The sequence below is a fragment of the Paraburkholderia sp. MM5477-R1 genome (assembly GCF_050436385.1).
Taxonomy (GTDB): domain Bacteria; phylum Pseudomonadota; class Gammaproteobacteria; order Burkholderiales; family Burkholderiaceae; genus Paraburkholderia; species Paraburkholderia tuberum.
Genome location: NZ_JBNDMC010000007.1, coordinates 21986 through 45765 on the forward strand (window position 1 = coordinate 21986; position 23780 = coordinate 45765).

General features: G+C 63.8%; 19 protein-coding genes and 1 pseudogene. 15 read left to right on the top strand and 5 right to left on the bottom strand.

The window, feature by feature from the left end:
• Positions 1 to 16: 16 nt before the first annotated feature.
• The 10 genes from murD to lpxC all read left to right on the top strand — a co-directional run bounded on the left by murD (position 17) and on the right by lpxC (position 11609).
• Complete coding sequence (gene murD, locus OKW35_RS28895) at positions 17 to 1555, top strand: UDP-N-acetylmuramoyl-L-alanine--D-glutamate ligase (RefSeq protein WP_429553885.1); 1539 nt, start codon at positions 17 to 19, stop codon at positions 1553 to 1555.
• Positions 1552 to 2817, top strand: coding sequence for a putative lipid II flippase FtsW (ftsW, locus tag OKW35_RS28900; RefSeq protein WP_184058576.1), 1266 nt, complete (start codon positions 1552 to 1554; stop codon positions 2815 to 2817). Before murD ends, ftsW begins: the two co-directional genes overlap by 4 nt.
• Positions 2814 to 3938 (top strand): undecaprenyldiphospho-muramoylpentapeptide beta-N-acetylglucosaminyltransferase, encoded by a 1125-nt coding sequence (gene murG / locus OKW35_RS28905; RefSeq protein ID WP_184022864.1) that lies wholly within the window; start codon positions 2814 to 2816, stop codon positions 3936 to 3938. Before ftsW ends, murG begins: the two co-directional genes overlap by 4 nt.
• Positions 3935 to 5338 carry a UDP-N-acetylmuramate--L-alanine ligase gene (gene murC, locus OKW35_RS28910; protein WP_187631316.1) on the top strand — a complete coding sequence of 468 codons (1404 nt, stop codon included), beginning with the start codon at positions 3935 to 3937 and terminating at the stop codon, positions 5336 to 5338. Before murG ends, murC begins: the two co-directional genes overlap by 4 nt.
• Position 5339: 1 nt before the next feature.
• Positions 5340 to 6281: a D-alanine--D-alanine ligase gene (locus OKW35_RS28915; RefSeq protein ID WP_429335350.1), complete on the top strand. Its 942-nt coding sequence runs from the start codon at positions 5340 to 5342 to the stop codon at positions 6279 to 6281.
• A gap of 23 nt (positions 6282 to 6304) precedes the next feature.
• The gene (locus OKW35_RS28920; protein ID WP_184051056.1) at positions 6305 to 7057 is read left to right on the top strand and encodes a cell division protein FtsQ/DivIB; all 753 of its coding nucleotides are present in this window, start codon (positions 6305 to 6307) and stop codon (positions 7055 to 7057) included.
• Between the two features lie 27 nt (positions 7058 to 7084).
• Positions 7085 to 8317 (top strand): cell division protein FtsA, encoded by a 1233-nt coding sequence (gene ftsA / locus OKW35_RS28925; protein ID WP_008921172.1) that lies wholly within the window; start codon positions 7085 to 7087, stop codon positions 8315 to 8317.
• Positions 8318 to 8433: 116 nt separating this feature from the next.
• The gene (ftsZ, locus tag OKW35_RS28930; RefSeq protein ID WP_184058571.1) at positions 8434 to 9636 is read left to right on the top strand and encodes a cell division protein FtsZ; all 1203 of its coding nucleotides are present in this window, start codon (positions 8434 to 8436) and stop codon (positions 9634 to 9636) included.
• Between the two features lie 265 nt (positions 9637 to 9901).
• The gene (locus OKW35_RS28935) at positions 9902 to 10405 is read left to right on the top strand and encodes a peroxiredoxin (protein ID WP_429553886.1); all 504 of its coding nucleotides are present in this window, start codon (positions 9902 to 9904) and stop codon (positions 10403 to 10405) included.
• Between the two features lie 286 nt (positions 10406 to 10691).
• Positions 10692 to 11609 carry a UDP-3-O-acyl-N-acetylglucosamine deacetylase gene (lpxC, locus tag OKW35_RS28940; protein ID WP_090801955.1) on the top strand — a complete coding sequence of 306 codons (918 nt, stop codon included), beginning with the start codon at positions 10692 to 10694 and terminating at the stop codon, positions 11607 to 11609.
• Positions 11610 to 11672: 63 nt separating this feature from the next.
• Here lpxC and OKW35_RS28945 read toward each other — a convergent pair.
• A pseudogene (locus tag OKW35_RS28945) lies at positions 11673 to 12156 on the bottom strand (DciA family protein).
• 1213 nt (positions 12157 to 13369) lie between these two features.
• Here OKW35_RS28945 and ltrA point away from each other — a divergent pair.
• From ltrA to OKW35_RS28970, 5 genes are all read left to right on the top strand, one after another.
• A complete protein-coding gene (gene ltrA / locus OKW35_RS28950) occupies positions 13370 to 15070 on the top strand; it encodes a group II intron reverse transcriptase/maturase (protein ID WP_429553887.1) in 1701 nt (566 codons plus the stop codon).
• A 201-nt stretch (positions 15071 to 15271) separates the two neighbouring features.
• Positions 15272 to 18088 (top strand): preprotein translocase subunit SecA, encoded by a 2817-nt coding sequence (gene secA / locus OKW35_RS28955; protein ID WP_090801952.1) that lies wholly within the window; start codon positions 15272 to 15274, stop codon positions 18086 to 18088.
• 153 nt (positions 18089 to 18241) lie between these two features.
• On the top strand, positions 18242 to 19483 hold the full coding sequence (gene argJ / locus OKW35_RS28960) for a bifunctional glutamate N-acetyltransferase/amino-acid acetyltransferase ArgJ (protein WP_184022870.1): 1242 nt from the start codon (positions 18242 to 18244) through the stop codon (positions 19481 to 19483).
• 37 nt (positions 19484 to 19520) lie between these two features.
• The gene (locus tag OKW35_RS28965) at positions 19521 to 20390 is read left to right on the top strand and encodes an ATP-binding protein (protein WP_090801949.1); all 870 of its coding nucleotides are present in this window, start codon (positions 19521 to 19523) and stop codon (positions 20388 to 20390) included.
• Entirely contained in the window at positions 20387 to 20839 is a 453-nt protein-coding gene (locus OKW35_RS28970; RefSeq protein WP_429553888.1) for an NUDIX domain-containing protein, read from the top strand. The genes OKW35_RS28965 and OKW35_RS28970 overlap by 4 nt, the downstream gene beginning before the upstream one ends.
• An 83-nt stretch (positions 20840 to 20922) precedes the next feature.
• Here the strand turns inward: OKW35_RS28970 and OKW35_RS28975 are convergent, their stop codons facing one another.
• From OKW35_RS28975 to OKW35_RS28990, 4 genes are all read right to left on the bottom strand, one after another.
• Positions 20923 to 21126 carry a DNA gyrase inhibitor YacG gene (locus OKW35_RS28975; protein WP_084754177.1) on the bottom strand — a complete coding sequence of 68 codons (204 nt, stop codon included), beginning with the start codon at positions 21124 to 21126 and terminating at the stop codon, positions 20923 to 20925.
• 123 nt (positions 21127 to 21249) lie between these two features.
• Positions 21250 to 22005, bottom strand: coding sequence for a cell division protein ZapD (gene zapD / locus OKW35_RS28980; protein ID WP_008921182.1), 756 nt, complete (start codon positions 22003 to 22005; stop codon positions 21250 to 21252).
• 188 nt (positions 22006 to 22193) lie between these two features.
• The gene (gene coaE / locus OKW35_RS28985; protein ID WP_429335348.1) at positions 22194 to 22808 is read right to left on the bottom strand and encodes a dephospho-CoA kinase; all 615 of its coding nucleotides are present in this window, start codon (positions 22806 to 22808) and stop codon (positions 22194 to 22196) included.
• A 3-nt stretch (positions 22809 to 22811) separates the two neighbouring features.
• Entirely contained in the window at positions 22812 to 23753 is a 942-nt protein-coding gene (locus tag OKW35_RS28990; RefSeq protein ID WP_184058556.1) for a prepilin peptidase, read from the bottom strand.
• Positions 23754 to 23780 lie beyond the last annotated feature (27 nt).

A 23780-nucleotide genomic window follows, 5' to 3' on the forward strand; every position in this document is an offset into this window, starting at 1 on the left:
TTTAAGGAAGCAGGCGATGTTCGGCGAGAAGTTTCGGGATCGGCAAAAGCCGATGGTGCTCGTGCTGGGACTGGGTGAATCCGGTCTCGCGATGGCGCGCTGGTGCGCCAGGCACGGCTGTCGGCTGCGCGTGGCCGATACGCGCGAAGTGCCGCCGAATCTGTCCGCGCTCGAAGCGCATGGCGTCGACGCCGATTTCGTCGGCGGTCCGTTTTCGCCGGTGCTGCTCGAAGGCGTCGAACTGGTCGCGATCAGCCCGGGACTGTCGCCGCTGGCCGCCGATCTGCTGCCGCTGGTCACGGCGGCGCGCGAGCAGGGCATCCCGGTGTGGGGCGAACTCGAACTGTTCTCGCAGGCGCTGCGCACGCTCGGCGAGTCCGGCTACGCGCCGAAGGTGATCGCGATCACCGGCACGAACGGCAAGACCACGACGACGAGCCTCGCCGGCTTGCTGTGCGAACGCGCGGGCAAGAAGGTCGCGGTGGCGGGCAACATCAGCCCGTCGCTGCTCGACAAGCTCTCCGAAGCGATCGACCAGACCGCGCTGCCCGACGTGTGGGTGCTCGAACTGTCGAGCTTCCAGCTGGAGACCTCGCATACGTTTACGCCGGACGCGGCCGCCGTGCTCAACATCACGCAGGATCATCTGGACTGGCACGGCGGACTCGATGCGTACGCAGCCGCGAAGGGCCGCATCTTCGGTACACGGACGGTGCGCGTGCTGAACCGCGACGACGCACGCGTAATGGCGCTCGCGCCCGCCAGCGGCGACGCGGAGGTCGTCACGTTCGGCGTGACCGAGCCGAAGAACGACGGTGACTATGGCCTCCTGCGCGACAACGGCATGGTGTGGCTCGTCGAAGCGCAAGATCGCGACGCGAGCGACGAGTCCCCCAAGGGGACTTCCTTCGGGGCGCCGACGCCGAAGCGCCGTCGCAAGAACGAAGCAGCCGCAACGCCCGACATCGCGTTGAAGCGTCTGATGCCCGCCGACGCACTGCGCATCCGCGGCCTGCACAACGCCGCCAACGCGTTGGCCGCATACGCGCTCGCACGCGCGATCGGCCTGCCCGGCGCGCCGCTTTTGCACGGCCTGCGCGAATATCGCGGCGAACCGCATCGCGTGGAACTGATCGCGTCGATCGACGGCATCGACTATGTGGACGACAGCAAGGGCACCAACGTCGGCGCGACGGTCGCCGCGCTCGACGGTCTCGCGCAGCGCGTCGTGCTGATCGCCGGCGGCGACGGCAAGGGTCAGGAGTTCGAGCCGCTCGCCGCACCGGTGATGCGCTGGTGCCGCGCGGTGATGCTGATCGGCCGCGACGCGCCACAGATTCGCGCGGCGCTCGAACATTGCGGCGTCGCGATGACCGATCACGCGACTCTTGAAGACGCGACGCGCGCGGCCACCGCGCTCGCGCAGCCCGGCGACGCGGTGCTGCTGTCGCCCGCGTGCGCGAGCTTCGACATGTTCAAGGGTTACGCACACCGCGCGGCGGTATTCCGCAGCACGGTCGAAGATATCGCGGCCGAACGGGGGACGATGATATGAGCTGGTCGGAACGTTTCGGCTCGCGCGAACCCTCCGGCGGCAACGGCGCCGCGGCGCGCACGTCCACCCGCACGGGCGGCAGCGGTCTCGCGAGCGCGGTCAACGGCGTGCGGCCGCTGCGCTCGCGCATGCTCGACTACGACCACTCGCTGCTGTGGGTCGTCGTCGCGCTGCTCGGGCTCGGCGTCGTGATGGTGTACTCGGCGTCGATCGCGATGCCCGATTCGCCGAAGTACGCGTCGTATCGCGATTGGGCGTTCCTCGTGCGCCAGATCATCTTCGTGCTGATCGGCGCGGCGGTCGGCGTCGCGTCGTTCCGCATTCCGATTTCGACGTGGGACAAGTACGCACCGAAGCTCTTCCTGATCTCGCTCGTCGCGCTCGTGATCGTGCTGATCCCGCACGTCGGCAAGGGCGTGAACGGCGCGCGCCGCTGGATTCCGCTCGGCATCACGAACATGCAGCCGTCGGAAATCATGAAGCTCGCGGTGACGATCTACGCGGCGAACTACACGGTGCGCAAGCAGGAATACATGCACAGCTTCGCCAAGGGCTTTCTGCCGATGGCCGTCGCGGTCGGTCTCGTCGGCATGCTGCTGCTGCTCGAGCCGGACATGGGCGCGTTCATGGTGATCGCGGCGATCGCGATGGGCGTGCTGTTCCTCGGCGGTGTGAACGGCAAGCTGTTCGGCGGCCTCGTCGCGACCGCGGTGGGCACGTTCACGTTGCTGGTGTGGGCGTCGCCGTGGCGTCGTGAGCGGATCTTCGCCTACCTCGACCCGTGGGACGATCGCTACGCGCAGGGCAAGGCGTATCAGCTGACGCACTCGCTGATCGCGTTCGGGCGCGGCGAGTGGTTCGGCGTCGGTCTCGGCGGCAGCGTCGAGAAGCTCAACTATCTGCCGGAAGCGCATACCGACTTCATTCTCGCGGTGATCGGCGAGGAGCTGGGTTTCGTCGGCGTGCTCGTCGTGATCCTGATGTTCTACTGGATCGTGCGCCGTTCGTTCGAGATCGGCCGCCAGGCGCTCGCGCTCGATCGCACGTTCGCGGGTCTGGTCGCGAAGGGCGTCGGCATATGGTTCGGCGCGCAGACCTTCATCAACATGGGCGTGAACCTCGGCCTACTGCCGACCAAGGGCCTGACGTTGCCGCTCGTCAGTTACGGCGGCTCGGGCATTTTGTTGAACTGCGTGGCGATCGCGGTGCTGATGCGGGTCGACTATGAGAACCGGGTGTTGATGCGCGGGGGCAAGGTATGACGGCTCTGCCACAACGCACGCTGATGGTGATGGCCGGCGGCACCGGGGGACACGTGTTCCCGGGGCTCGCGGTTGCCCATCTGATGCAGGCGTGGGGCTGGAAAGTCGTGTGGCTCGGCAACCCCGCGGGCATGGAAGCGACGCTGGTACCGAAGCACGGCATTCCAATGGAATACCTGCGCTTCGGCGGCGTGCGCGGCAAGGGTCTGAAGACCAAGCTGATGCTGCCGGTGAATCTGCTGCGCGCGTGCACGCAGAGTTTGAGCGTGCTGCGTCGCGTGAAGCCCGACGTCGTGCTCGGCATGGGCGGCTACATCACGTTCCCGGCCGGTCTGATGACCGCGCTGAGCGGCCGGCCGCTCGTGCTGCACGAACAGAATTCGATCGCGGGTCTCGCCAACAAGGTGCTCGCGAAGCTCGCGAAGCGCGTGCTGGTCGCATTTCCGAATGCGCTGCCGCACAGCGAATGGACCGGTAATCCGATTCGCGAGGAACTTGCGCGGGCGAATCCACCCAAAGCACGCTACGCGCAGCGTAATGGTCCGCTGAACATGCTCGTCGTGGGCGGCAGTCTCGGCGCCGCCGCGTTGAACGAAGTCGTGCCGCGCGCGCTCGCGCTGCTTGGCTCCAACGAGAGGCCGCGCATCGTGCATCAGGCGGGTGCGAAGCATATCGACGCGCTGCGCGAGAACTACGCGGCGGCTGGTTTGCAGGCTGGTGCGGACGTCTCGCTCGTGCCGTTCATCGACGACATGACGAGCGCTTACGAAGCAGCCGATCTGGTGATCTGCCGCTCGGGCGCGATGACCGTGTCGGAGATCTCGGCGGTCGGCGTCGCGGCGCTGTTCGTGCCGTTCCCGTACGCGGTCGACGATCACCAGACCACTAATGCAGCGTTCCTCGCCGACAACGGCGCGGCGCTGGTCGTGCAACAACGCGATCTGTCGGCGGAAAAGCTCGCCGACTGGTTGCGCAGCCAGACGCGGGAGAGTCTCGCGGAAATGGCGGAGCGTTCGCGCTCGCTCGCGAAACCGGATGCCACCGAACAGGTCGCGCAGATCTGCGCGACGGTGGCGGCTGCGGGTTCGATGGCGGGCGTGAGCCCAGAAGGAAAGCAATGAAACACATCGTCAAACACATTCATTTCGTCGGCATCGGCGGCGTGGGCATGAGCGGCATCGCCGAAGTGCTCGTCAATCTCGGCTATCAGGTGAGCGGCTCGGACCTGTCGGGCAACGCGGTCACCGAGCGCCTCGCCGGGCTCGGCGCGCGCATTTCGATCGGGCACGCGGCGGAGAACATCGAAGGCGCGAACGCGGTGGTGGTGTCGACCGCGGTGCGCAGCGACAATCCGGAAGTGCTGGCCGCGCGTCATCGCCGCATTCCGATCGTGCCGCGCGCGGTGATGCTCGCGGAGTTGATGCGTCTGAAGCAGGGCATCGCGATTGCCGGCACGCACGGCAAGACCACGACCACGTCGCTGGTCGCGAGCGTGCTCGCCGCGGGCGGGCTCGATCCGACCTTCGTGATCGGCGGCCGGCTGATCAGCGCGGGCGCGAATGCGCGCCTCGGCACCGGCGACTTCATCGTCGCCGAGGCGGACGAATCGGACGCGTCGTTCCTGAACCTGTTCCCGGTGATCGAGGTCATCACGAACATCGACGCCGATCATATGGACACCTATGGTCACGACTTCGCGCGTCTGAAGCAGGCCTTCATCGAATTCACGCACCGTTTGCCGTTCTACGGCATCGCGGTGCTGTGCGTCGACGATCCGAACGTGAAGGAGATCCTGCCGTTCGTGTCGAAGCCGATCATCCGCTACGGTTTCGCGGCCGATGCGCAGGTGCGCGCGGTCAACGTCGAAGCTCGCGAAGGCCGCATGCATTTCACCGTGATGCGCGAAGACGCGGCGCCGCTCGACGTCACGTTGAACCTGCCGGGCGAGCACAACGTGCAGAACGCGTTGGCCGCAATTGCAATTGCGACTGAACTTGAAGTGAAAGATGCCGATATCCAGCGAGCGCTCGCGGATTTCAACGGCGTCGGCCGACGCTTCCAACGCTATGGCGAAGTGCCGGTTCTCAGCGACGGCCAGGCCGCGGGCTCCTACACGCTGGTGGACGACTACGGTCACCACCCGGTCGAAATGGCCGCCACGTTGGCGGCGGCGCGCGGCGCATTTCCGGGCCGGCGTCTGGTGCTGGCGTTCCAGCCGCACCGCTTCACGCGCACGCGTGATTGCTTCGAGGATTTCGTGAAAGTGCTGTCGACCGTCGACGCGCTCGTGCTGACCGAAGTCTATGCGGCCGGCGAAGCGCCGATCGTCGCCGCCGACGGCCGCGCATTGGCGCGCGCGCTGCGCGTCGCGGGCAAGGTCGAGCCGGTGTTTGTCGATACGGTGGATGAAGTGCCGGACGCGCTGTCCGCGGTGGTGCGCGACGGCGATGTGGTGATTACGATGGGCGCGGGTTCGATCGGCGGTGTGCCGGTTCGACTCGCTCAGGAACAGAAGGTGTGAGATGAGCAGTATCGACCCTAAACAATTCGGCAAGGTGGCAGTGCTGCTCGGCGGTAATTCCGCCGAGCGCGAGGTGTCGCTCAATTCCGGGCGCCTGGTGTTGCAAGGCCTGCGTGACGCGGGCGTCGACGCGCATCCGTTCGATCCGGCCGAGCGTCCGCTGTCCGCATTGAAGGATGAAGGCTTCGTGCGCGCGTTCAACGCGCTGCATGGCGGCTACGGCGAGAACGGCCAGATCCAGGGCGCGCTGGATTTCTATGGCATCCGTTACACCGGTAGCGGCGTGCTCGGCTCGGCGCTCGGTCTCGACAAGTTCCGCACTAAGCTCGTGTGGCAGCAGCTCGGCATTCCGACTCCGCCGTTCGAAGCGGTGCTGCGCGGTGACGACTACGAAGCGCGCGCCAAGGAGATCGTCGCGAAGCTCGGTCTGCCGCTGTTCGTGAAGCCGGCGAGCGAAGGTTCGAGTGTCGCCGTGATCAAGGTGAAGCGCGCGGACGCGCTGCCGGCCGCGTTGATCGAAGCCGTGAAGCACGACCGTATCGTCGTGGTCGAGAAGAGCATCGAAGGCGGCGGCGAATACACCGCGTGCATCGCCGGCAATCTGGACCTGCCGGTGATCCGCATCGTGCCGGCCGGCGAGTTCTACGACTACCACGCGAAGTACGTCGCCAACGACACGCAGTATCTGATTCCGTGCGGTCTCGGCGCCGAAGAGGAAGCGCGCCTGAAGGTGCTCGCGCGCCGCGCGTTCGATGTGCTCGGCTGCACCGACTGGGGCCGCGCGGACTTCATGCTCGACGGCGAAGGCAAGCCGTACTTCCTCGAAGTGAATACGGCGCCCGGCATGACCGATCACTCGCTGCCGCCGAAAGCGGCGCGCGCGGTCGGCATCAGCTATCAGGAACTGGTGGTCGGCGTGTTGGCGCTGACGCTGCAGGATTAACCAAGGCAACCGCAAGCGACACCATGTGGAACAACGTTCGCCAGCTCAATCTCGCCAGCAACGCGTTGCACGCGTTGCTGGTGCTCGTGCTGCTGGCGGCGGGCGGTTACTGGCTGATCCAGCGCCCGAATTTCGCGCTGCGCGAGATCCAGATCGACGGCGATACCGAGCACATCAATTCGCCGACGGTACGCGCCGGCGTGGTGGGGCGACTGAAGGGCAACTACTTCACGGTCGATCTCGACGCCGCACGGCAGGCGTTCGAGCAGATGCCGTGGGTGCGTCACGCGAGCGTACGGCGCGTGTGGCCGAATGCACTGGCTGTCACGCTCGAGGAGTACAAGCCGCTTGGGACGTGGGGCAGCGATCAGCTGGTGAGCGTCGACGGCGAGCTGTTCACCGCGAACCAGGGCGAGCTCGACGGAGACCTGCCGGCGTTCGACGGCCCGGACGGTACGGCGAAGGAAGTCGTCGCGCGTTATCACGACTTCCAGAAGTGGTTCGCGGCGATCCACGAGACGCCCGAGGAAGTGACGCTGTCGCCGCGCTACGCGTGGACGGTGAAGCTGTCGAACGGCACGCAGGTGGAGTTGGGCCGCGAACGCAATCAGGACACGCTGGCCGATCGCAGCAAGCGCCTGACCGCGGCATGGAGCGCGGTGACGCAACGTTGGGGAAAGGATATCGAGAATGCGGACTTGCGCTATCCGAACGGTTTCGCGATTCGTGCCACTGGCATGCGCTTCATCAGCGAACCCGACAAGGGCAAGAAGTAAACGGACATCACACGCACTGAGCACGCTATGAGTAAAGACTATAAAGATCTGCTGGTCGCCCTCGACATCGGAACGTCGAAGGTAGTGGCCATCGTCGCCGAGTTGAAGGGCGAGGGTCACTACGAGGTGATCGGTCTCGGCCAGAGCGAATCGAAGGGGCTCAAGAAGGGCGTGGTGGTGAATATCGAAGCCACCGTGCAGTCGATTCAGCGCGCGCTCGAGGAAGCCGAGCTGATGGCCGACTGCAAGATCACGAACGTGTTCACCGGGATCGCCGGCAGCCATATCCGCAGCTTCAATTCGAGCGGCATGGTCGCGATCAAGGAGAAGGAAGTCACGCAGGCCGACGTCGCGCGCGTGATCGAAACCGCCAAGGCGATCAACATTCCGACCGACCAGCAGGTGCTGCATATCCTCACGCAGGAATTCATCATCGACGGTCAGGAAGACGTGCGCGAGCCGATCGGCATGAGCGGCATCCGCCTCGAAGTGAAGGTGCATATCGTGACCGGTGCCGTGAGCGCGGCGCAGAACATCGTCAAGTGCGTGCGTCGCTGCGGCCTCGAAGTGAACGACCTGATTCTGCAGCCGCTCGCGTCGTCGCTCGCGGTGCTGACGGAAGACGAAAAGGAACTGGGCGTGGTGCTGGTCGACATCGGCGGCGGCACGACGGACATCGCGATCTTCAGCGAAGGCGCGATTCGCCACACGGCCGTGATTCCGATCGCCGGCGACCAGATCACGAGCGACATCGCGATGGCGCTGCGAACGCCGACGCCGGATGCCGAGGACATCAAGGTCGACTACGGCATCGCCAAGCAGGCGCTCGCCGATCCGGACGAGATGATCGAAGTGCCGGGTCTCGGCGAGCGCGGGCCGCGCACGCTGTCGCGCCAGGCATTGGCGGCCGTGATCGAGCCGCGCGTCGAAGAGCTGTTTTCGCTCGTGCAGCAGGTGGTGCGCGAGTCGGGTTATGAAGAACTGCTGAGCTCGGGCGTCGTGCTGACGGGCGGCGCGTCGATGATGATCGGCATGGTCGAGCTCGGTGAGGACATTTTCCTGAAGCCGGTGCGCATCGGCGTGCCGGAGTATGCGGGCGGTCTCGCCGACGTCGTGCGCAATCCGCGCTATTCGACGGCGATGGGTCTGCTCGTCGAAGGACGCTCGCAGCGTATGCGCGGGCGCAAGGTTGCGGTGCAGTCGGGGTCGATGGGACAGGTGTTCTCGCGCATGAAGGACTGGTTCCTCGGCAACTTCTGACTACGGGTTTCGAGAAATTCGCGCTGGTGCCGGCGGCCGGCGCGCGACAGGGGGTTGCCCGATCTCCTGCCGGATAACGCCGAGTGGCGGTAACTTTTTATCTTGACGGAGGCAACATGGAATTCCAGATGCTGGAAACCGAAACGAGCGGCACGATCATCAAGGTCGTCGGAGTCGGTGGCGCTGGCGGCAATGCCGTTCAGCACATGATCAACAAAGGCGTGCAAGGCGTCGACTTCATCGTGATGAACACGGACGCGCAGGCGCTGTCGCGTTCGCGCGCCACCGCGGTGATCCAGCTCGGCAACACGGGTCTGGGCGCGGGCGCCAAGCCGGAAATGGGCCACGCCGCCGCTGAAGAAGCACGCGAGCGTATCGCCGACGCACTGCGCGGCGCGCACATGGTGTTCATCACCGCCGGCATGGGTGGCGGTACCGGCACGGGCGCGGCACCGGTCGTCGCGCAGATCGCGAAGGAAATGGGTATTTTGACCGTTGGCGTCGTCAGCAAGCCGTTCGAATTCGAAGGCGGCAAGCGTATGCGCGTGGCGGAAGCCGGTTCGCAGCAACTGGAGGATCACGTCGACTCGCTGATCGTCGTGCTGAACGACAAGCTGTTCGAGGTGATGGGCGACGACGCCGAGATGGACAAGTGCTTCCAGTGCGCTGACGACGTTCTGAACAACGCGGTCGCGGGCATTGCGGAAATCATCAACGTCGACGGTCTCGTCAACGTCGACTTCGAAGACGTGAAGACCGTGATGGGCGAGCAGGGCAAGGCGATGATGGGCACGGCGACGGTTGCCGGCGTCGATCGCGCGCGTCTCGCGGCCGAACAGGCCGTCGCGAGCCCGCTGCTGGAAGGCGTCGATCTGTCGGGCGCGCGTGGCGTGCTGGTCAACATCACGTCGAGCCGTTCGCTGCGTCTGTCGGAAACGCGCGAAGTGATGAACACGATCAAGAGCTATGCCGCGGAAGATGCCACGGTGATCTTCGGCGCCGTGTACGACGACGCGATGGGCGACGCGCTGCGCGTGACGGTCGTTGCGACGGGCCTCGGCCGCGCGGCGAAGAAGCAGCAATCTGCACCGATGACGCTGCTGCGCACCGGCACCGACAACCAGCCGATCGGCGCGATGGCGCATGCGGCGTACGCACCGGCGGCAGGCCACGCCAGCACGGCCGACTACGGCGCGCTCGATACACCGGCAGTGTGGCGCACCTCGCGCGACACGGCGGCCTCGCACGTGCAGGCGCTGCAGGAAAAGGGCGTCGATACGTACGACATTCCGGCATTCCTGCGCAAGCAGGCGGACTGAGCGCACGGGCAGGCTTCGTTGCCGCGTTGCGAGTAAGGTCGCAGATGCAGCGCTGGCGGACGAACGCACGAGCGTGGCGGGTGAACGGCAAGCAGGTCGCTTATCGTCTGATTCGCGGCAGGGGCAACTGCCCTCTGCGGATTCGCGAAGCGGACGAAGTGGCTGCCGCCGAACGGCGTTGGCTTATAGTTGAATGGGCCGAACCGAAATTCACTGCGACACGAGGACGTGCGAGCGTGCCTCGCATCGATGCAAAGGACTGAGCATGATCAAGGAAGGTGAAAAGCTGCCCGACGCGACGCTCTTCGAGTACGTCGAAGACGAGCGGGCGGGCTGCACGATCGGACCGAACAGTTTCGACGTGCACGAGCAGACGGCGGGCAAGCGCGTGGTGATCTTCGGATTGCCCGGCGCGTTCACGCCGACCTGTTCGGCCAAACATGTACCGGGCTATGTCGAGCATGCCGAGCAGTTGCGCGCTGCCGGCATCGACGAAATCTGGTGCGTGTCCGTCAACGACGCGTTCGTCATGGGCGCGTGGGGACGCGATCAGCACACCTCGGGCAAGGTGCGCATGATGGCGGACGGTAGTGCGGCTTTCACACGGGCGCTTGGTCTGGAGCAGGATCTGTCGGCGCGCGGCATGGGGATCCGTTCCCTGCGCTACGCGATGGTGATCGACGACGGCGTGGTCAAGACGCTGAAGGTCGAGGCTGCCGGCAAATTCGAAGTCAGCGATGCAGCGAGTATTCTCGCCACGTTGAGCTAGTTGCTGACGTCGCACCTTCGTCGCGACCCTGCGCTTATGCCGCGTGGCGTTACGGCAACGGTGATTACGACGCTTTTGTGACAGGCCGTTACGCGGGCCGATGACCGGAAACGCCTCCGTTCCGGGGCATCGGCCCGTCACGCTTTCCGTCGGGGAGCCCAGTGGGTAATGCAGCGAAACAGATTGTCACGTTCCCCGCAAAGACGCTGGTCTGGGGATTGGAGTATAATTCGCGCTATGAAATAAAAAATCCTGATTAGGATTTTCAATCGAACAGAATGCCACCATGTTGAAGCAGCGCACAATTAAATCGATCGTCAAGACTGTCGGCATCGGGCTGCACTCCGGCCGTAAAGTCAATCTGACGCTCCGCCCGGCGGCGCCGGGCACTGGCATCGTGTTTTCGCGCGTGGATTTGCCCACGCCGGTGGACATTCCTGCGTCCGCGCTGGCGATTGGCGATACGCGTCTGGCTTCCGTGTTGCAGAAAGACGGCGCGCGCGTGTCGACCATCGAGCATCTGATGTCCGCCTGCGCCGGTCTTGGCATCGACAATCTTTACGTCGACGTTACCGCCGAGGAAATCCCGATCATGGACGGCAGCGCGGGTTCGTTCGTGTTCCTGATCCAGTCGGCGGGTATCGAAGAGCAAAACGCGCCGAAGAAATTCATCAAGGTCACGAAGCCGGTCGAAATCCGTGACGGCGACAAGTTCGCGCGCCTCGATCCGTACTTCGGTTTCAAGCTCAAATTCACGATCGACTTCCGTCACCCGGCCGTGGACAAAACCGGTCAGGCGTTGGAAGTGGATTTCGCCAACACGTCGTACGTGCGCGAAATCGCGCGTGCCCGCACGTTCGGCTTCGCGCATGAAGTGGAAATGATGCGTGAGCTCGGCCTCGCGCGCGGCGGCAGCATGGACAACGCGATCGTGCTCGACGAGTATCGCATCCTGAACAACGACGGCTTGCGTTACGACGACGAGTTCGTCAAGCACAAAATGCTCGACGCCATCGGCGACCTGTACGTGGTCGGCCACCCGCTGCTCGCGTCGTACACCGCGTACAAGTCGGGCCACGGTCTGAACAACGCGTTGCTGCGTGAGCTGCTCGCGCACGAAGACTCGTACGAAATCGTCACTTTCGACGACACGCAGAAGGCCCCGCGCGGCTTCGCGTACGAGACGCAGACTGCGTTCGCATAAAGCCAACGTAACAGGCAAGCAAATGAAAAACGGCCCCTCGGGGCCCTTTTTTTCGTCGAGCGTTCAGCGATTGCGCCGATGCCGCGCGGCCATGCGCGCCAGCGCCTCCTTCAACGGCGAAGGCTCGAGCGATTCGCTCAACGCCTGCAGCGCGGCGGCGGCCGCCGGCGTCATGCGCGCCTGTTTTACGGGCGGCGGTTCTTTCAGCGGCTGCGGCCGCACGCGAATCTTCAGCGCCTGCACGGGCCAGCCGCGCTGCTGCAAATCCGCCAGCAGCCGCGGCTCCAGATGCCGCAGACGCGCCGCGAGCGCGTTGTGCGCGGCGAACAGGGCCAGCACGCCCTCCTTGATGAAGCCAGGCTCGACGCTCGTCGCCAGATAATCGGGCAGCAGCTCGCGCAGATCCTTTCTCGAGCGCGGCGATCTGCTCGACGCCTGCGCGCAGCGCAGCGAACGCGTCCGTGCGGCCGAGTACCTCGGCAAGCGGTTGCGGACGGCGCCGATCGAACTGCTTCGGCGGCCTTGAAAAGGACGAAAAACGGCTCATGTTTGGGATTGACGACGTGAGCTCGCCCCATGCGCGCTCACGCCGCGATTGTACCGCGCGGGCAGCTTGCGGAGTCGGTCCGCGCCGCGCCGGAGGTTGCCGGGCGGGGCCGGCGGAGGCCGGCGCCGTCACGCCTGCGACACGAGCGCGGCCGGAGGCGCGTGCTAAAATGCCCGATTCGGTGCGACACGCACGCTCGTGTCCGGCTGCTCCACGTTACGGAGCATCGACTAGAGGGTTATTGAGGTAACTCACCATGCCCTCCGCAGGCGGCCCCCTTGTGGGCCGCACTTTAGGAAGCGGATGCAACCCTATGGGAAGCATCCTTGTAGTGAAATTGGAAACCGGAGCAATCAGCCGGGAACCTTGTTGCATGGGCTTGATTACCATCAGGTCCCGCCCAGTCAGCGGCTTCACCTCCGCCGACAGGGCGGGGTGATGTTTGCAATTCCCGAGCCTTCAGGCAAGGGTTTCGCTAAACGATACGAGCGAAAGCTCGGTGTGTCATTGTTCGACCTCGTTTGTTGGAAGACGAGGGTAGTGAACCTGCTGTACGACCAGCAGTAGCCTAGGAAGACATGCGTCACTGGCAACGGTGGGGTGTGAAGCTCTTCTGACAATGTAGCCCCCGGACGTTTCGGGCAGATTGGTTCCGCGAGGAGGCGGTCTGGATACTCCTAGCAGCAAGGGGGTGAGGCGCTAGGCTGGCTGATAGGGTTAACGGAAGTGAACTGCTGATAAACCTCGTTAGCATTGTGTGCCAAAGCTGCTGATAGGCACTAACCAAAAGGTATGCGGTTGGATAGCCCGCTCGAATCTCGGGTTACGTCGTTCGTGATACCGCCGGGGAATAGGCAGAACCTAAGTCAGTCGTGTGACATGCCGGGAACGTGGTAAGCCTGTATGGTTGCCAGCGCAGTAAGGCTGGCAGGCGAACCGCAAGGGACGCTGTTGATTGTGCAGGTATGGGAGGACGGAAAAAGCGAAAGCCGGGCTGTAATGGTTCGGATAGGGGTTGGAACATCACCCCACGCGAAAGCGGGCAGACTTCCGTCTGGTCTACCGTCGCAAGACGGCTGACTACCCTCTGTAACTTGGTCAGATGCAGGTGCATGCGCCTGCATTGAGTTTTGTTGTTCCCCAGCGGGGTGTATCTACCCCGCTGGGGGAGATGCGCCTTCTGTCTGGGGACTTTTCCAGGTAGGAGAGCAGCATGAAAGTATCTGGTCGAAAGACCGGATCTGCGCTTTCCCGCGCGCCGGACAACTGGTACGCCGTAGATTGGCGACGGGTTGAGCGGAACGTGAGAGGGATGCAGATTCGAATTGCGAAGGCGACGCGGGACGGTGACTGGCGTAGGGTGAAAGCCCTGCAACGGATGCTAACTCGCACGTTGTCTGCAAAGCTGTATGCGGTACGACGTGTTACGCAAAACCAGGGTGCGCGAACGGCTGGAGTCGATCGCGAGCTATGGGATTCGCCTGAAAGCCGGTGGGAAGCCATCGGCAGGTTGAAGCGGCGCGGATACAAGCCTCTGCCATTACGGAGAGTCTTTATCCCCAAGGCAAATGGGAAGGAACGTCCACTGGGCATTCCGACCATGCGGGACAGGGCGATGCAAGCTCTGTATCTGCTGGCCTTGGAGCCAGTGTCGGAATCGACGAGCGACCTGAACTCTTACGGGTTCAGGTTGAATCGTTCGACAGCCGACGCGATGTCCCAAATCCGCGTCTGTATGTCCCAAGAGGCCTCGGCCAAGTGGGTGCTAGAAGCGGATATCAAGGGGTGCTTCGACCACATCAGTCATGACTGGTTGGAAACCAATGTCCCGATGGACAGAGGAATCCTTCGGAAATGGTTGAAGGCCGGCCTGATTTATCAAGGTCGGCTACGGGCGACTGAGGCCGGTACGCCGCAGGGAGGCATCATCTCCCCGACGTTGGCTAACGTAACGCTGAACGGGCTGGAACGAGAACTGGCGGTGCATCTCGGTGCAAAACTGGGGATCATGAAAGCCCGAAGGCTGAAGGTAAATGTGGTGCGGTACGCGGACGACTTCGTGATAACCGGTGACTCGAAAGAGATACTGGCGCAAGAGGTCCGACCTTGGGTGGAGGCATTCCTTGCGGTTCGAGGGTTGCAGTTATCGGAGGAAAAGACGCGGATCACTCACATTGACGACGGCTTTGATTTCCTTGGGTGGAATTTCCGGAAGTACTCGGGAAAGATGCTCATCAAACCGAGCAAAAAGAACGCGAAAGCGTTCTACAGCAAGGTGGCGGAAACGATTAGCAGCAACAAGACGGTGAAGCAGGAGGAGATGATCCGACTGCTAAACCCAATGTTGCGCGGATGGGCGCAATATCACCATCCGGTTACGGCCAAAAAGGCGTACACCCGCATGGAGCATCTGGTGTTCCGGAGGCTCTGGTGGTGGTCCAAGCGGCGACATCCGCGAAAGAGCAGCAGTTGGGTGCGACAGAAGTACTTCCACTCAATCGACGCTCGACAGTGGGTGTTCGCGGTCCGGACGGTTCGAGACGATGGCAGTTGGGGCCTGATGGAGTTGTACCAACTCAGCGGTACGGCGATCAGGAGACACAAGAAGATCCAAGGAGAATTCAATCCCTTTGATCCGAAGTGGGAGCAATATGGCGAGCAACTGCGGCAGACGCGTCTGTGGGATTCGATGCGCTACCGGAAACAGTGGGCAAAGCTGTACATGTCGCAGAGCGGGTTGTGTGCGCACTGCGGCTGTGCCTTGACGGACGAAACAGGCTGGCACGACCATCATCTGGAATATCGGATGCATGGCGGGTCAGACAAGTTGTCCAACCGGGTCTTGCTTCACCCGCACTGTCACCAGCAGGTACACGTTGGTAAACTTGTAGTAACTAAGCCGGTTCTGTCGTAGACAGAACTTTGTTTGTAGATTTGAGCCGTATGCGGGGAAACTCGCACGTACGGTTCTCGGGGGGCCCGATCTTCGTAAGAAGGTCGGGCTACCCGACAATTCACTCTTGGACTAAGCCGCCGAGGACTTTCCGACCCAGGCGCGGTATGCGCATAGTGCATACCGCGAGCCAGCCGAAGCCGCGACGCAGACACCGATCCGATGACCACCGGTTTTCTACAGAAGATTTTTGGCAGCCGTAATCAGCGGCTAGTCAAGCAATATCAAAAGACCGTCGCGGCGATCAATGCGCTCGAGCCGCAGATCGAGCAATTGACGGATGACCAACTGCGCGCCAAAACGGGTGAATTCCGCCAGCGCGTCGCGAGCGGCGAATCGCTCGACAAGATCCTGCCGGAAGCGTTCGCGGTCTGCCGCGAGGCCAGCAAGCGGGTGCTGAAGATGCGCCACTTCGACGTGCAGCTGATCGGCGGTATGGCGCTGCACTACGGCAAGATCAGCGAAATGCGCACCGGCGAGGGCAAGACGCTCGTCGCGACGCTGCCGGTCTACCTGAACGCGCTGTCGGGCCGCGGCGTCCACGTGGTCACGGTCAACGACTACCTCGCGCAGCGCGACGCCGAATGGATGGCGCGTCTCTACAACTTCCTCGGTCTGTCGGTCGGTATCAACCTGTCGCAGATGGAGCACACGGCGAAGCAGCAAGCCTACGCCGCCGACATCACCTACGGCACCAACAACGAATTCGGCTTCGACTACCTGCGCGACAACATGGTCTACGAGACCGACGCGCGCGTGCAGCGTAGCCTGAACTTCGCGGTCGTCGACGAGGTGGACTCGATCCTGATCGACGAAGCGCGTACGCCGCTGATCATCTCCGGCCAGGCCGAAGATCACACCGAACTCTACGTGCGCATGAACGCGTTGCCGCCGCTGCTCGAGCGCCAGATTGGCGAAGAGAAGGCGGACGGCACCGGCGTCGAGAAGCCGGGCGACTACACGCTGGACGAAAAAGGCCGTCAGGTCTTCCTGACCGAGTCGGGCCACGAAAAGGCCGAGCGCCTGCTCTCCGAGTGGGGCCTGATCGGCGACGGCGAAAGCCTGTACGCGCCGCAGAACATCACGCTGATGCACCACGTGTACGCGGCGTTGCGCGCGCACACGCTGTTCTTCAAGGATCAGCACTACGTCGTGCAGAACGGCGAAGTGATCATCGTCGACGAATTTACCGGCCGTCTGATGGCCGGCCGCCGTTGGTCTGACGGTCTGCACCAGGCGGTCGAGGCGAAGGAACACGTGAAGATCCAGAGCGAGAACCAGACGCTCGCATCGATCACGTTCCAGAACTACTTCCGCATGTACGCGAAGCTGGCCGGCATGACCGGCACGGCCGACACCGAAGCGTACGAATTCAACGAGATCTACGGTCTCGAAACGGTCGTGATCCCGACCAACCGTCCGCCGAAGCGGATCGACAAGCAGGATCAGATCTACAAGACCGCGAAGGAACGCTACGACGCGGTGATCCGCGACATTCGCGAGTGCTTCGAACGAGGTCAGCCGGTGCTGGTTGGCACGACGTCGATCGAGAACTCGGAGCTGCTGTCGCATCTGCTGAAGCAGGTCAGCTTGCCGCACGAAGTGCTGAACGCGAAGCAGCACGCGCGCGAAGCGGAGATCGTCGCCGAAGCGGGCCGTCCGCAGCGCGTCACGATCGCGACCAACATGGCCGGCCGTGGTACGGACATCGTGCTCGGCGGCAACGCGGAGAAGCAGGCGTCGTTCATCGAGCAGGACGAAACGCTCGCCGCCGACGAAAAGCAGCGCCGCATCCAGAAGCTGCACGACGAATGGCAGACGCTGCACGATCAGGTGAAGGCCGCGGGTGGTCTGCACATCATCGGCACCGAGCGTCACGAGTCGCGCCGGATCGACAACCAGCTGCGCGGCCGTGCGGGCCGTCAGGGCGACCCGGGTTCGTCGCGCTTCTATCTGTCGCTGGAAGATCCGCTGCTGCGCATTTTCGCGGGCGACCGCGTGCGCGCGATCATGGACCGCCTGAAGATGCCGGAAGGCGAGGCGATCGAAGCGGGCATCGTGTCGCGCTCGATTGAATCGGCGCAACGCAAGGTCGAGGCGCGCAACTTCGATATTCGTAAGCAATTGCTCGAATACGACGACGTATCGAACGACCAGCGCAAGGTGATCTACCAGCAGCGCAACGAACTGCTCGAAGCGAACGACATCACCGAGACCATCAGCGCGATGCGTCACGGCGTGGTCGGCGACATCGTGCATCAGTTCGTGCCGGTGGGCAGCATCGAAGAGCAGTGGGACGTGCCCGAGCTCGAGGAAGTGCTGCGCAACGAATGGCAGCTCGACCTCGCGATTCAGGAAATGATCAACGAGTCGAACTCGATCAGCGCGGAAGAGATTCTCGAAGCGGTCGAGGCCGCCGCGGACGAAGGGTACGAGGCGAAGGTCCAACTGGTCGGCCGCGAATCGTTCAGCGCGTTCGAGCGCTCGATCATGCTGCAGACGCTCGACCGCGCGTGGCGCGAGCATCTGGCCGCGCTCGATCATCTGCGTCAGGGCATCCATCTGCGCGGCTATGCGCAGAAGAACCCGAAGCAGGAATACAAGCGCGAGGCGTTCGAACTGTTCGCCGCGATGCTCGACGCCGTGAAGCTCGAAGTCACGCGCATCGTGATGAACGTGCAGATCCAGTCGCCGGAGCAGCTCGAAGCGGCCGCGGAGCAGATGGAAGAGCAGGGCGGTCATCTGGAGAACGTCGAGTTCCGTCATGCCGAGTTCGCGGAAGCCGGCGCCGCCGCGCCGGTCGCGGCCGAAGCGGCCACCGCCGCGATGATCGGCGACGCGATGAGCCACGGCCACGGCGCAGCGCCGCAGGCGGCCGTGCACATGAATGCCGACAACGTGCCGAAGGTCGGCCGCAACGACCCGTGCCCGTGCGGCAGCGGCAAGAAGTACAAGCAGTGCCACGGCAAGATCGCCTGATGGCGATGCGGCGCGCTTCCGGGCGCGCCGTGTCGTTTTTAAGCGCCGTTTGGCCGTTTTGATTTCGCGGGTGACCCGGCAACACACCCGGGTCATCAGTTCCGTTTCCCCGATGCCGGCGTCCGCCGGCATTTTCTTCGACAGGTCGCGACCATGGCTGTCAACTTTCCCTCGATCGATCCCGCTCAACTCCACCCCGTCGCCGGCGTCACGCTAGGCTGGGCGGAAGCGAATATCCGCAAACCGAACCGCAAGGACGTGCTCGTCATTTCCGTCGACGAAGGCGCGACGGTAGGCGGCGTGTTCACGCAGAACCGCTTCTGCGCGGCGCCCGTCACGGTCTGCCGCGAGAACCTGCAGCGCGTGCGCGCGGGCGGCAAGCCGATTCGCGCGCTGGTGATCAACACCGGCAACGCGAACGCGGGCACCGGTGAGCCGGGCCTCGCCGCGACGCGCGAAACCTGCGCGGAACTCGCGCGTCTCGCCGACATCGTGCCCGAGCAGGTGCTGCCGTTCTCGACGGGCGTGATTCTCGAACCGCTGCCGGTCGATCGTCTGAAGGCGGGCTTGCCGGCCGCGCTCGCGAACCGCAAGGAAGCGAACTGGTACGACGCGGCGCAGTCGATCATGACGACCGACACGCTGCCGAAGGCGAGCTCGCGTCAGGTCACGATCGGTGGTCACACGGTCACGCTGACCGGCATCAGCAAGGGCGCCGGCATGATCAAGCCGAACATGGCGACCATGCTCGGCTTCCTCGCGTTCGACGCAGCCGTCGCGCAGCCGGTCCTCGACGAGCTCGTGAAGCACGTCGCGGATCGCTCGTTCAACTGCATCACGATCGATGGCGATACGTCGACCAACGATTCGTTCATCCTGATCGCGTCGGGCAAATCGAGCCTGCCCGCGATCACGTCCACCGATTCGCCCGCTTATGCAGCGCTGCGCGACGCGGTGACCGAGGTCGCGCAGAACCTCGCGCAACTGATCGTGCGCGACGGCGAGGGCGCGACCAAATTCATGACCGTGCATGTCGAAGGCGGCTCGAGCGTCGGAGAATGCCGCCAGATCGCCTACGCGATCGGCCACTCGCCGCTCGTCAAGACGGCCTTCTATGCATCGGACCCGAACCTCGGCCGTATTCTCGCGGCCATCGGCTATGCCGGCGTTGACGATCTCGACGTCGGCAAGATCGATCTGTATCTGGACGACGTGCTGGTCGCGACTGCCGGCGGACGCAACCCGGCCTACCGCGAAGAAGACGGCCAGCGCGTGATGAAAAAAAGCGAGATCGGCATCCGCGTCGTGCTCGGCCGCGGCAATGCGCAAGCCACGATCTGGACCTGCGATCTGTCGCACGACTACGTGAGCATCAACGCCGACTACCGCTCGTAATCAGCTTCAAAGCGCGGCCACGGGCCGCCTACTCGCCATGGACAAACTCGAACAGTTTCTGAACCGGGCCGAAGCCGTGCTCGGCCGCCTGGAAGCGATGCTTCCGCCCGCCGCGCCGGACATCGACTGGTCGGCCGCGGTCGCTTTCCGCTGGCGCAAGCGCCAGGGTCGCGGCTACTTGCAGCCGGTGCATGCCATTTCGCCGATCACGCTCGACGACCTGCAGAACATCGATCGCCAGAAGGGGTTGATCGAACAGAACACGCGCCAGTTCGTGCGCGGTCAGCCGGCCAACAACGTGCTGCTGACGGGCGCGCGCGGTACCGGCAAGTCGTCGCTGATCAAGGCGTGCCTGAACGCGTATGCGAAAGACGGTCTGCGCCTGATCGAAGTGGACAAGGACGATCTGCACGACCTCGGCGACATCGTCGATCTGATCGCGAAGCGGCCGGAGCGCTTCGTCGTGTTCTGCGACGACCTGTCGTTCGAAGAAGGCGAGTCGGGCTACAAGGCGCTGAAGGTCGCGCTCGACGGCTCGGTGGCCGCGCAGTCCGACAACGTACTGATCTATGCGACGTCGAACCGCCGCCATCTGCTGCCCGAGTACATGAGCGACAACGAGACGTACAAGCACACTTCGGACGGCGAGATTCATCCGGGTGAACTGGTCGAAGAGAAGATTTCGCTGTCCGAGCGTTTCGGGCTGTGGGTCAGCTTCTATCCGTTCAAGCAGGACGACTACCTGACGATCATCGCGCACTGGCTGCGCCATTTCGGTTGCGACGACGCCGAGATCGAATCGGCGCGCGGCGATGCGCTCGTGTGGGCGCTCGAACGTGGCTCGCGCTCGGGACGGGTCGCATGGCAGTTCGCGCGCGACTGGTCCGGCCGTAAAACGCCGGCATGAGCGACGCTGACAAAAGCGCCGGCGTCGGCAATAGCGCCGGCGCCAACGGCGCTGGCCGTCCGGTCACCGAAGTCGCGGTCGGCGTGCTGGTGCAGCCGGATGGGCGCTATCTGCTCGCGCAGCGTCCGGCGGGCAAGCCGTACGAGGGCTACTGGGAGTTTCCGGGCGGCAAGCTCGAAGCGGGCGAATCGGTCGAGGCCGCGCTCGCGCGCGAGCTGCACGAGGAGCTGGGAATCGAGGTCGAGGCGAGCCATCTGTGGCATACGCTCGAACACGATTATCCGCACGCCTATGTGCGCCTCTTCTTCTGCAAGGTGACGCAGTGGTCGGGCGAGCCGCACGGCCGTGAAGGCCAGGCCTTCGTCTGGCAGAGCTTGCCTGCGGATGTCTCGCCGTTGCTGCCGGCCACGATCCCGGTGCTGGAGTGGCTCGCGGCTGAGAAGAAGTGATTGAAGGCAGTGATTGAAAAAGCCACGCGGTAGCGGGCGCTGTATCGGCAGCGCCGGTTCGCGTGGCTTTTTTACTGACTCGCTCAGTGCGGGTTGTAGTCGCCGCGCGGCGTTTCCTCTTCGGACGAAGATCCTTCCTGTTCGTTGCCGCCAATCCTGTATTTTTCGGCGGCCCATGCGCCCAGATCGGTCTGTTTGCAGCGCTCGGAGCAGAACGGACGGAAGCGGCTCTCGGAGGTCCAGCGGACATCTTTACCGCAGGTAGGACATTTGACGACGGTAGGCATACGGTCGGACGGTCAATCGCAAACGGAACAAGTAACGAATATAGGGCTATTTCGCGCCGGTTCAAAGGCGCGTTCGGTCAAATCCGGTGTGCGCTGCTCAATGCGGCGGTTATTGACAGGCGATTACAGGCTGCAGAGCGTGAGTTGGAACGGCACGTCGACGTCGACCGCGCGCGGCCGCAGATCGCCGTCCTGCACCGTAAAGCGCACCCACAGCATGTACTTGTTGGCGCTCGCTTCGGGAATCACGCGCAATTCGGGAGCGACGCGAACCTGCATCAATTGATACGAGCGGCCCGACAGCATTTGCTGATAGCTGCCTTGCATCGCCATCACCTTCGATGCCTGGCCCGACTCACGCGCGAGCCGCAGCACGATGGTGGCCGCGTCGCGCAGCGGCAAAAGCGGTGTCACCCACTTGGCGATGTCCTGGCGACGCTGATCGGGATGCAACTGTTGCCACGCGTAATACGAGGGCAGGTCGAATTTGCAGGTACCACCGGGGATGATTGCGCGGCTGCGAATGCTCGCGAGCCACTCGTTGTCTGCAAGATGCTGGCCGGTCTTGCCTTGCATCTGCGTGAGCCCCGCAAGCGTCTGCTCGATTTCGCCGAGCACCGCCTCGAGCGCGTTCTGCTCGATGCCCGGATTGCCGCGAAATGGCGCGAGCGTTTGCCGCTGCCGCTCGAGCTCTTTCATCAGATCCGATTTCAGATCCGCGCGGCCCGCCACTTCGGAGATTTCGAACAGCGTTGTCAGTGCGACGTGATGTTCCCGCGCGTCTTCCTGAGTCAGAAAGAACGTGAAGCGCTCGAACAGATCTTCGAGCCGCAACAGCGTCCGGATTCGCTCATTGAAGGGGTACTCGTAAAGGATCAAGCGGGCTCGCCTCGGGCGTGGTCGGTGACAGGAATGCAAAACATTCTAATGCCGTGGGACTACCCAGGCAATCACGCACTTTTTCTGCGCGCTTTCGCAACTTTTTTGTGAGTTCCCGGTGTTACGAGCGCTTCGGCTCCCGCGTGCGCGCAAAGTTCAATGTGCCGGTGACGACGCGTCTGCGCGCGCTACAACTCGGCATCGCCCTTCGCCAGCGACAGATAGGCTTGATGGTGAGCGTCCACCTGCGCCTCGAGTTCTTCGAGCGGCGCATTGTCATTGACGATCACGTCGTCGGCGGCGGCGAGCCGCGCTTCGCGCGTGGCCTGGCGCGCAATGATTGCGAGCACCTGCTCACGGCTGAAGCCGTTGCGGCTCACCACACGCGCGATCTGCGTGTCGACGCTGCAATCGACGGTGAGCACGCGATTCACGCGGTTCTTCCAGGTCCCGGACTCGACCAGCAACGGTACCACGACGATCACATACGGTCCTTTCGCTTCGCGCTCTTCGCGCTCGGTTTCCGCGCGAATCAGCGGATGCGTGATGCCTTCGAGACGTTTGCGCGCGGTCTCGTCACTGAACACGAGCGTGCGCATGCGCGCGCGATCGAGGGAGCCGTCGGCGGCGACGAATTGCGCGCCGAATGCGGCGGCGATGTGCGGCATTGCGAGGCCATGCGGCGCGGTGATGCGATGCGCGATCACGTCCGTGTCGACGAGCGGCACGCCGCGCGCGGCGAACAGGTCGGCCACCGTCGATTTGCCGCTGCCGATGCCGCCAGTGAGTCCCACAACGAACATGGTTCAGCCCCCCAGAGCCAGATAAAGCGGCGTGCCGGCAAACAGCGTCAACACACCGCCCGCCGCGAGAAACGGCCCGAACGGCAGCGGCTCCTCGAAGCGCATTCGGCCGCGCCACGTCGCCGCGAGGCCGATCACGGCACCGGCCACCGCGGCCACCAGCACGATCTGCGGCAGCGCGGGCCAGCCGAGCCACGCACCGAGCGCGGCGAGCAGCTTGAAGTCGCCATAGCCCATGCCTTCGATACCACGCACGAGCTTGAACGCCCAATGCACGGCCCACAACGCCAGATATCCGAAGATAGCGCCGAGCACCGCATCATGCAGATTCGTGAACATGCCGTTGAAATTGACGATCAGGCCGGCCCACAACAGCGGCAGCGTCAAGGAGTCGGGCAGCAAATGCGTGTCGACGTCGATCGCGCTCATCGCGAGCAACGTCGCGCACAGGCCGAACGCGGCGAGTGCCATCAGCGTCGGGCCGAACGCTATCAGTGCGCCTGCCGCGAAAGCGGCGCTCGCGATTTCGAGCAGCGGATAGCGTGCGCTGATATGCGTGCCGCACGCGGAACAACGGCCGCGTAACAGCAGGTAGCTCAGCACCGGCAAGTTTTCCCACGCGCTCAGCACATGGCCGCAATGCGGGCACGCGCTGCGCGGCACCCACAGGTTGTAGCGCGCGGGCAGTCCGTGGTCGGGCGGCGGCACGTCGGTGGTCTCGCTGATTTCGGCGCGCCATGCACGCTCGAGCATGATCGGCAATCGATGCACGACCACGTTCAGGAAGCTGCCAATCACGAGGCCAAGCACGATCGCGAATGCGATCTGCACGCCGGCGGGTAGGCTCGCGAGCGCGAGGCCGATATCGCTGGCAAAGCGGCCCGGCAGTAAGCCCGCGAGCAGGCTGGAGGAAGTTTGTGACACGAGCGGAAGAGGAGCCTGCATGGTGACGAAGTGGATTCGGCTGCGATG

Bases quoted from the DNA above. Each gene is read 5' to 3' on its own strand.
- ftsA (WP_008921172.1), top strand. From the start codon at position 7,085: ATGAGTAAAGACTATAAAGATCTGCTGGTCGCCCTCGACATCGGAACG.
- OKW35_RS28965 (WP_090801949.1), top strand. From the start codon at position 19,521: ATGGACAAACTCGAACAGTTTCTGAACCGGGCCGAAGCCGTGCTCGGC.
- secA (WP_090801952.1), top strand. From the start codon at position 15,272: ATGACCACCGGTTTTCTACAGAAGATTTTTGGCAGCCGTAATCAGCGG.
- murD (WP_429553885.1), top strand. From the start codon at position 17: ATGTTCGGCGAGAAGTTTCGGGATCGGCAAAAGCCGATGGTGCTCGTG.
- murC (WP_187631316.1), top strand. From the start codon at position 3,935: ATGAAACACATCGTCAAACACATTCATTTCGTCGGCATCGGCGGCGTG.
- OKW35_RS28920 (WP_184051056.1), top strand. From the start codon at position 6,305: ATGTGGAACAACGTTCGCCAGCTCAATCTCGCCAGCAACGCGTTGCAC.
- ftsZ (WP_184058571.1), top strand. From the start codon at position 8,434: ATGGAATTCCAGATGCTGGAAACCGAAACGAGCGGCACGATCATCAAG.
- OKW35_RS28915 (WP_429335350.1), top strand. From the start codon at position 5,340: ATGAGCAGTATCGACCCTAAACAATTCGGCAAGGTGGCAGTGCTGCTC.
- ltrA (WP_429553887.1), top strand. From the start codon at position 13,370: ATGAAAGTATCTGGTCGAAAGACCGGATCTGCGCTTTCCCGCGCGCCG.
- lpxC (WP_090801955.1), top strand. From the start codon at position 10,692: ATGTTGAAGCAGCGCACAATTAAATCGATCGTCAAGACTGTCGGCATC.
- OKW35_RS28990 (WP_184058556.1), bottom strand. From the start codon at position 23,753: ATGCAGGCTCCTCTTCCGCTCGTGTCACAAACTTCCTCCAGCCTGCTC.
- OKW35_RS28935 (WP_429553886.1), top strand. From the start codon at position 9,902: ATGATCAAGGAAGGTGAAAAGCTGCCCGACGCGACGCTCTTCGAGTAC.
- murG (WP_184022864.1), top strand. From the start codon at position 2,814: ATGACGGCTCTGCCACAACGCACGCTGATGGTGATGGCCGGCGGCACC.
- ftsW (WP_184058576.1), top strand. From the start codon at position 1,552: ATGAGCTGGTCGGAACGTTTCGGCTCGCGCGAACCCTCCGGCGGCAAC.
- OKW35_RS28975 (WP_084754177.1), bottom strand. From the start codon at position 21,126: ATGCCTACCGTCGTCAAATGTCCTACCTGCGGTAAAGATGTCCGCTGG.
- argJ (WP_184022870.1), top strand. From the start codon at position 18,242: ATGGCTGTCAACTTTCCCTCGATCGATCCCGCTCAACTCCACCCCGTC.
- OKW35_RS28970 (WP_429553888.1), top strand. From the start codon at position 20,387: ATGAGCGACGCTGACAAAAGCGCCGGCGTCGGCAATAGCGCCGGCGCC.
- coaE (WP_429335348.1), bottom strand. From the start codon at position 22,808: ATGTTCGTTGTGGGACTCACTGGCGGCATCGGCAGCGGCAAATCGACG.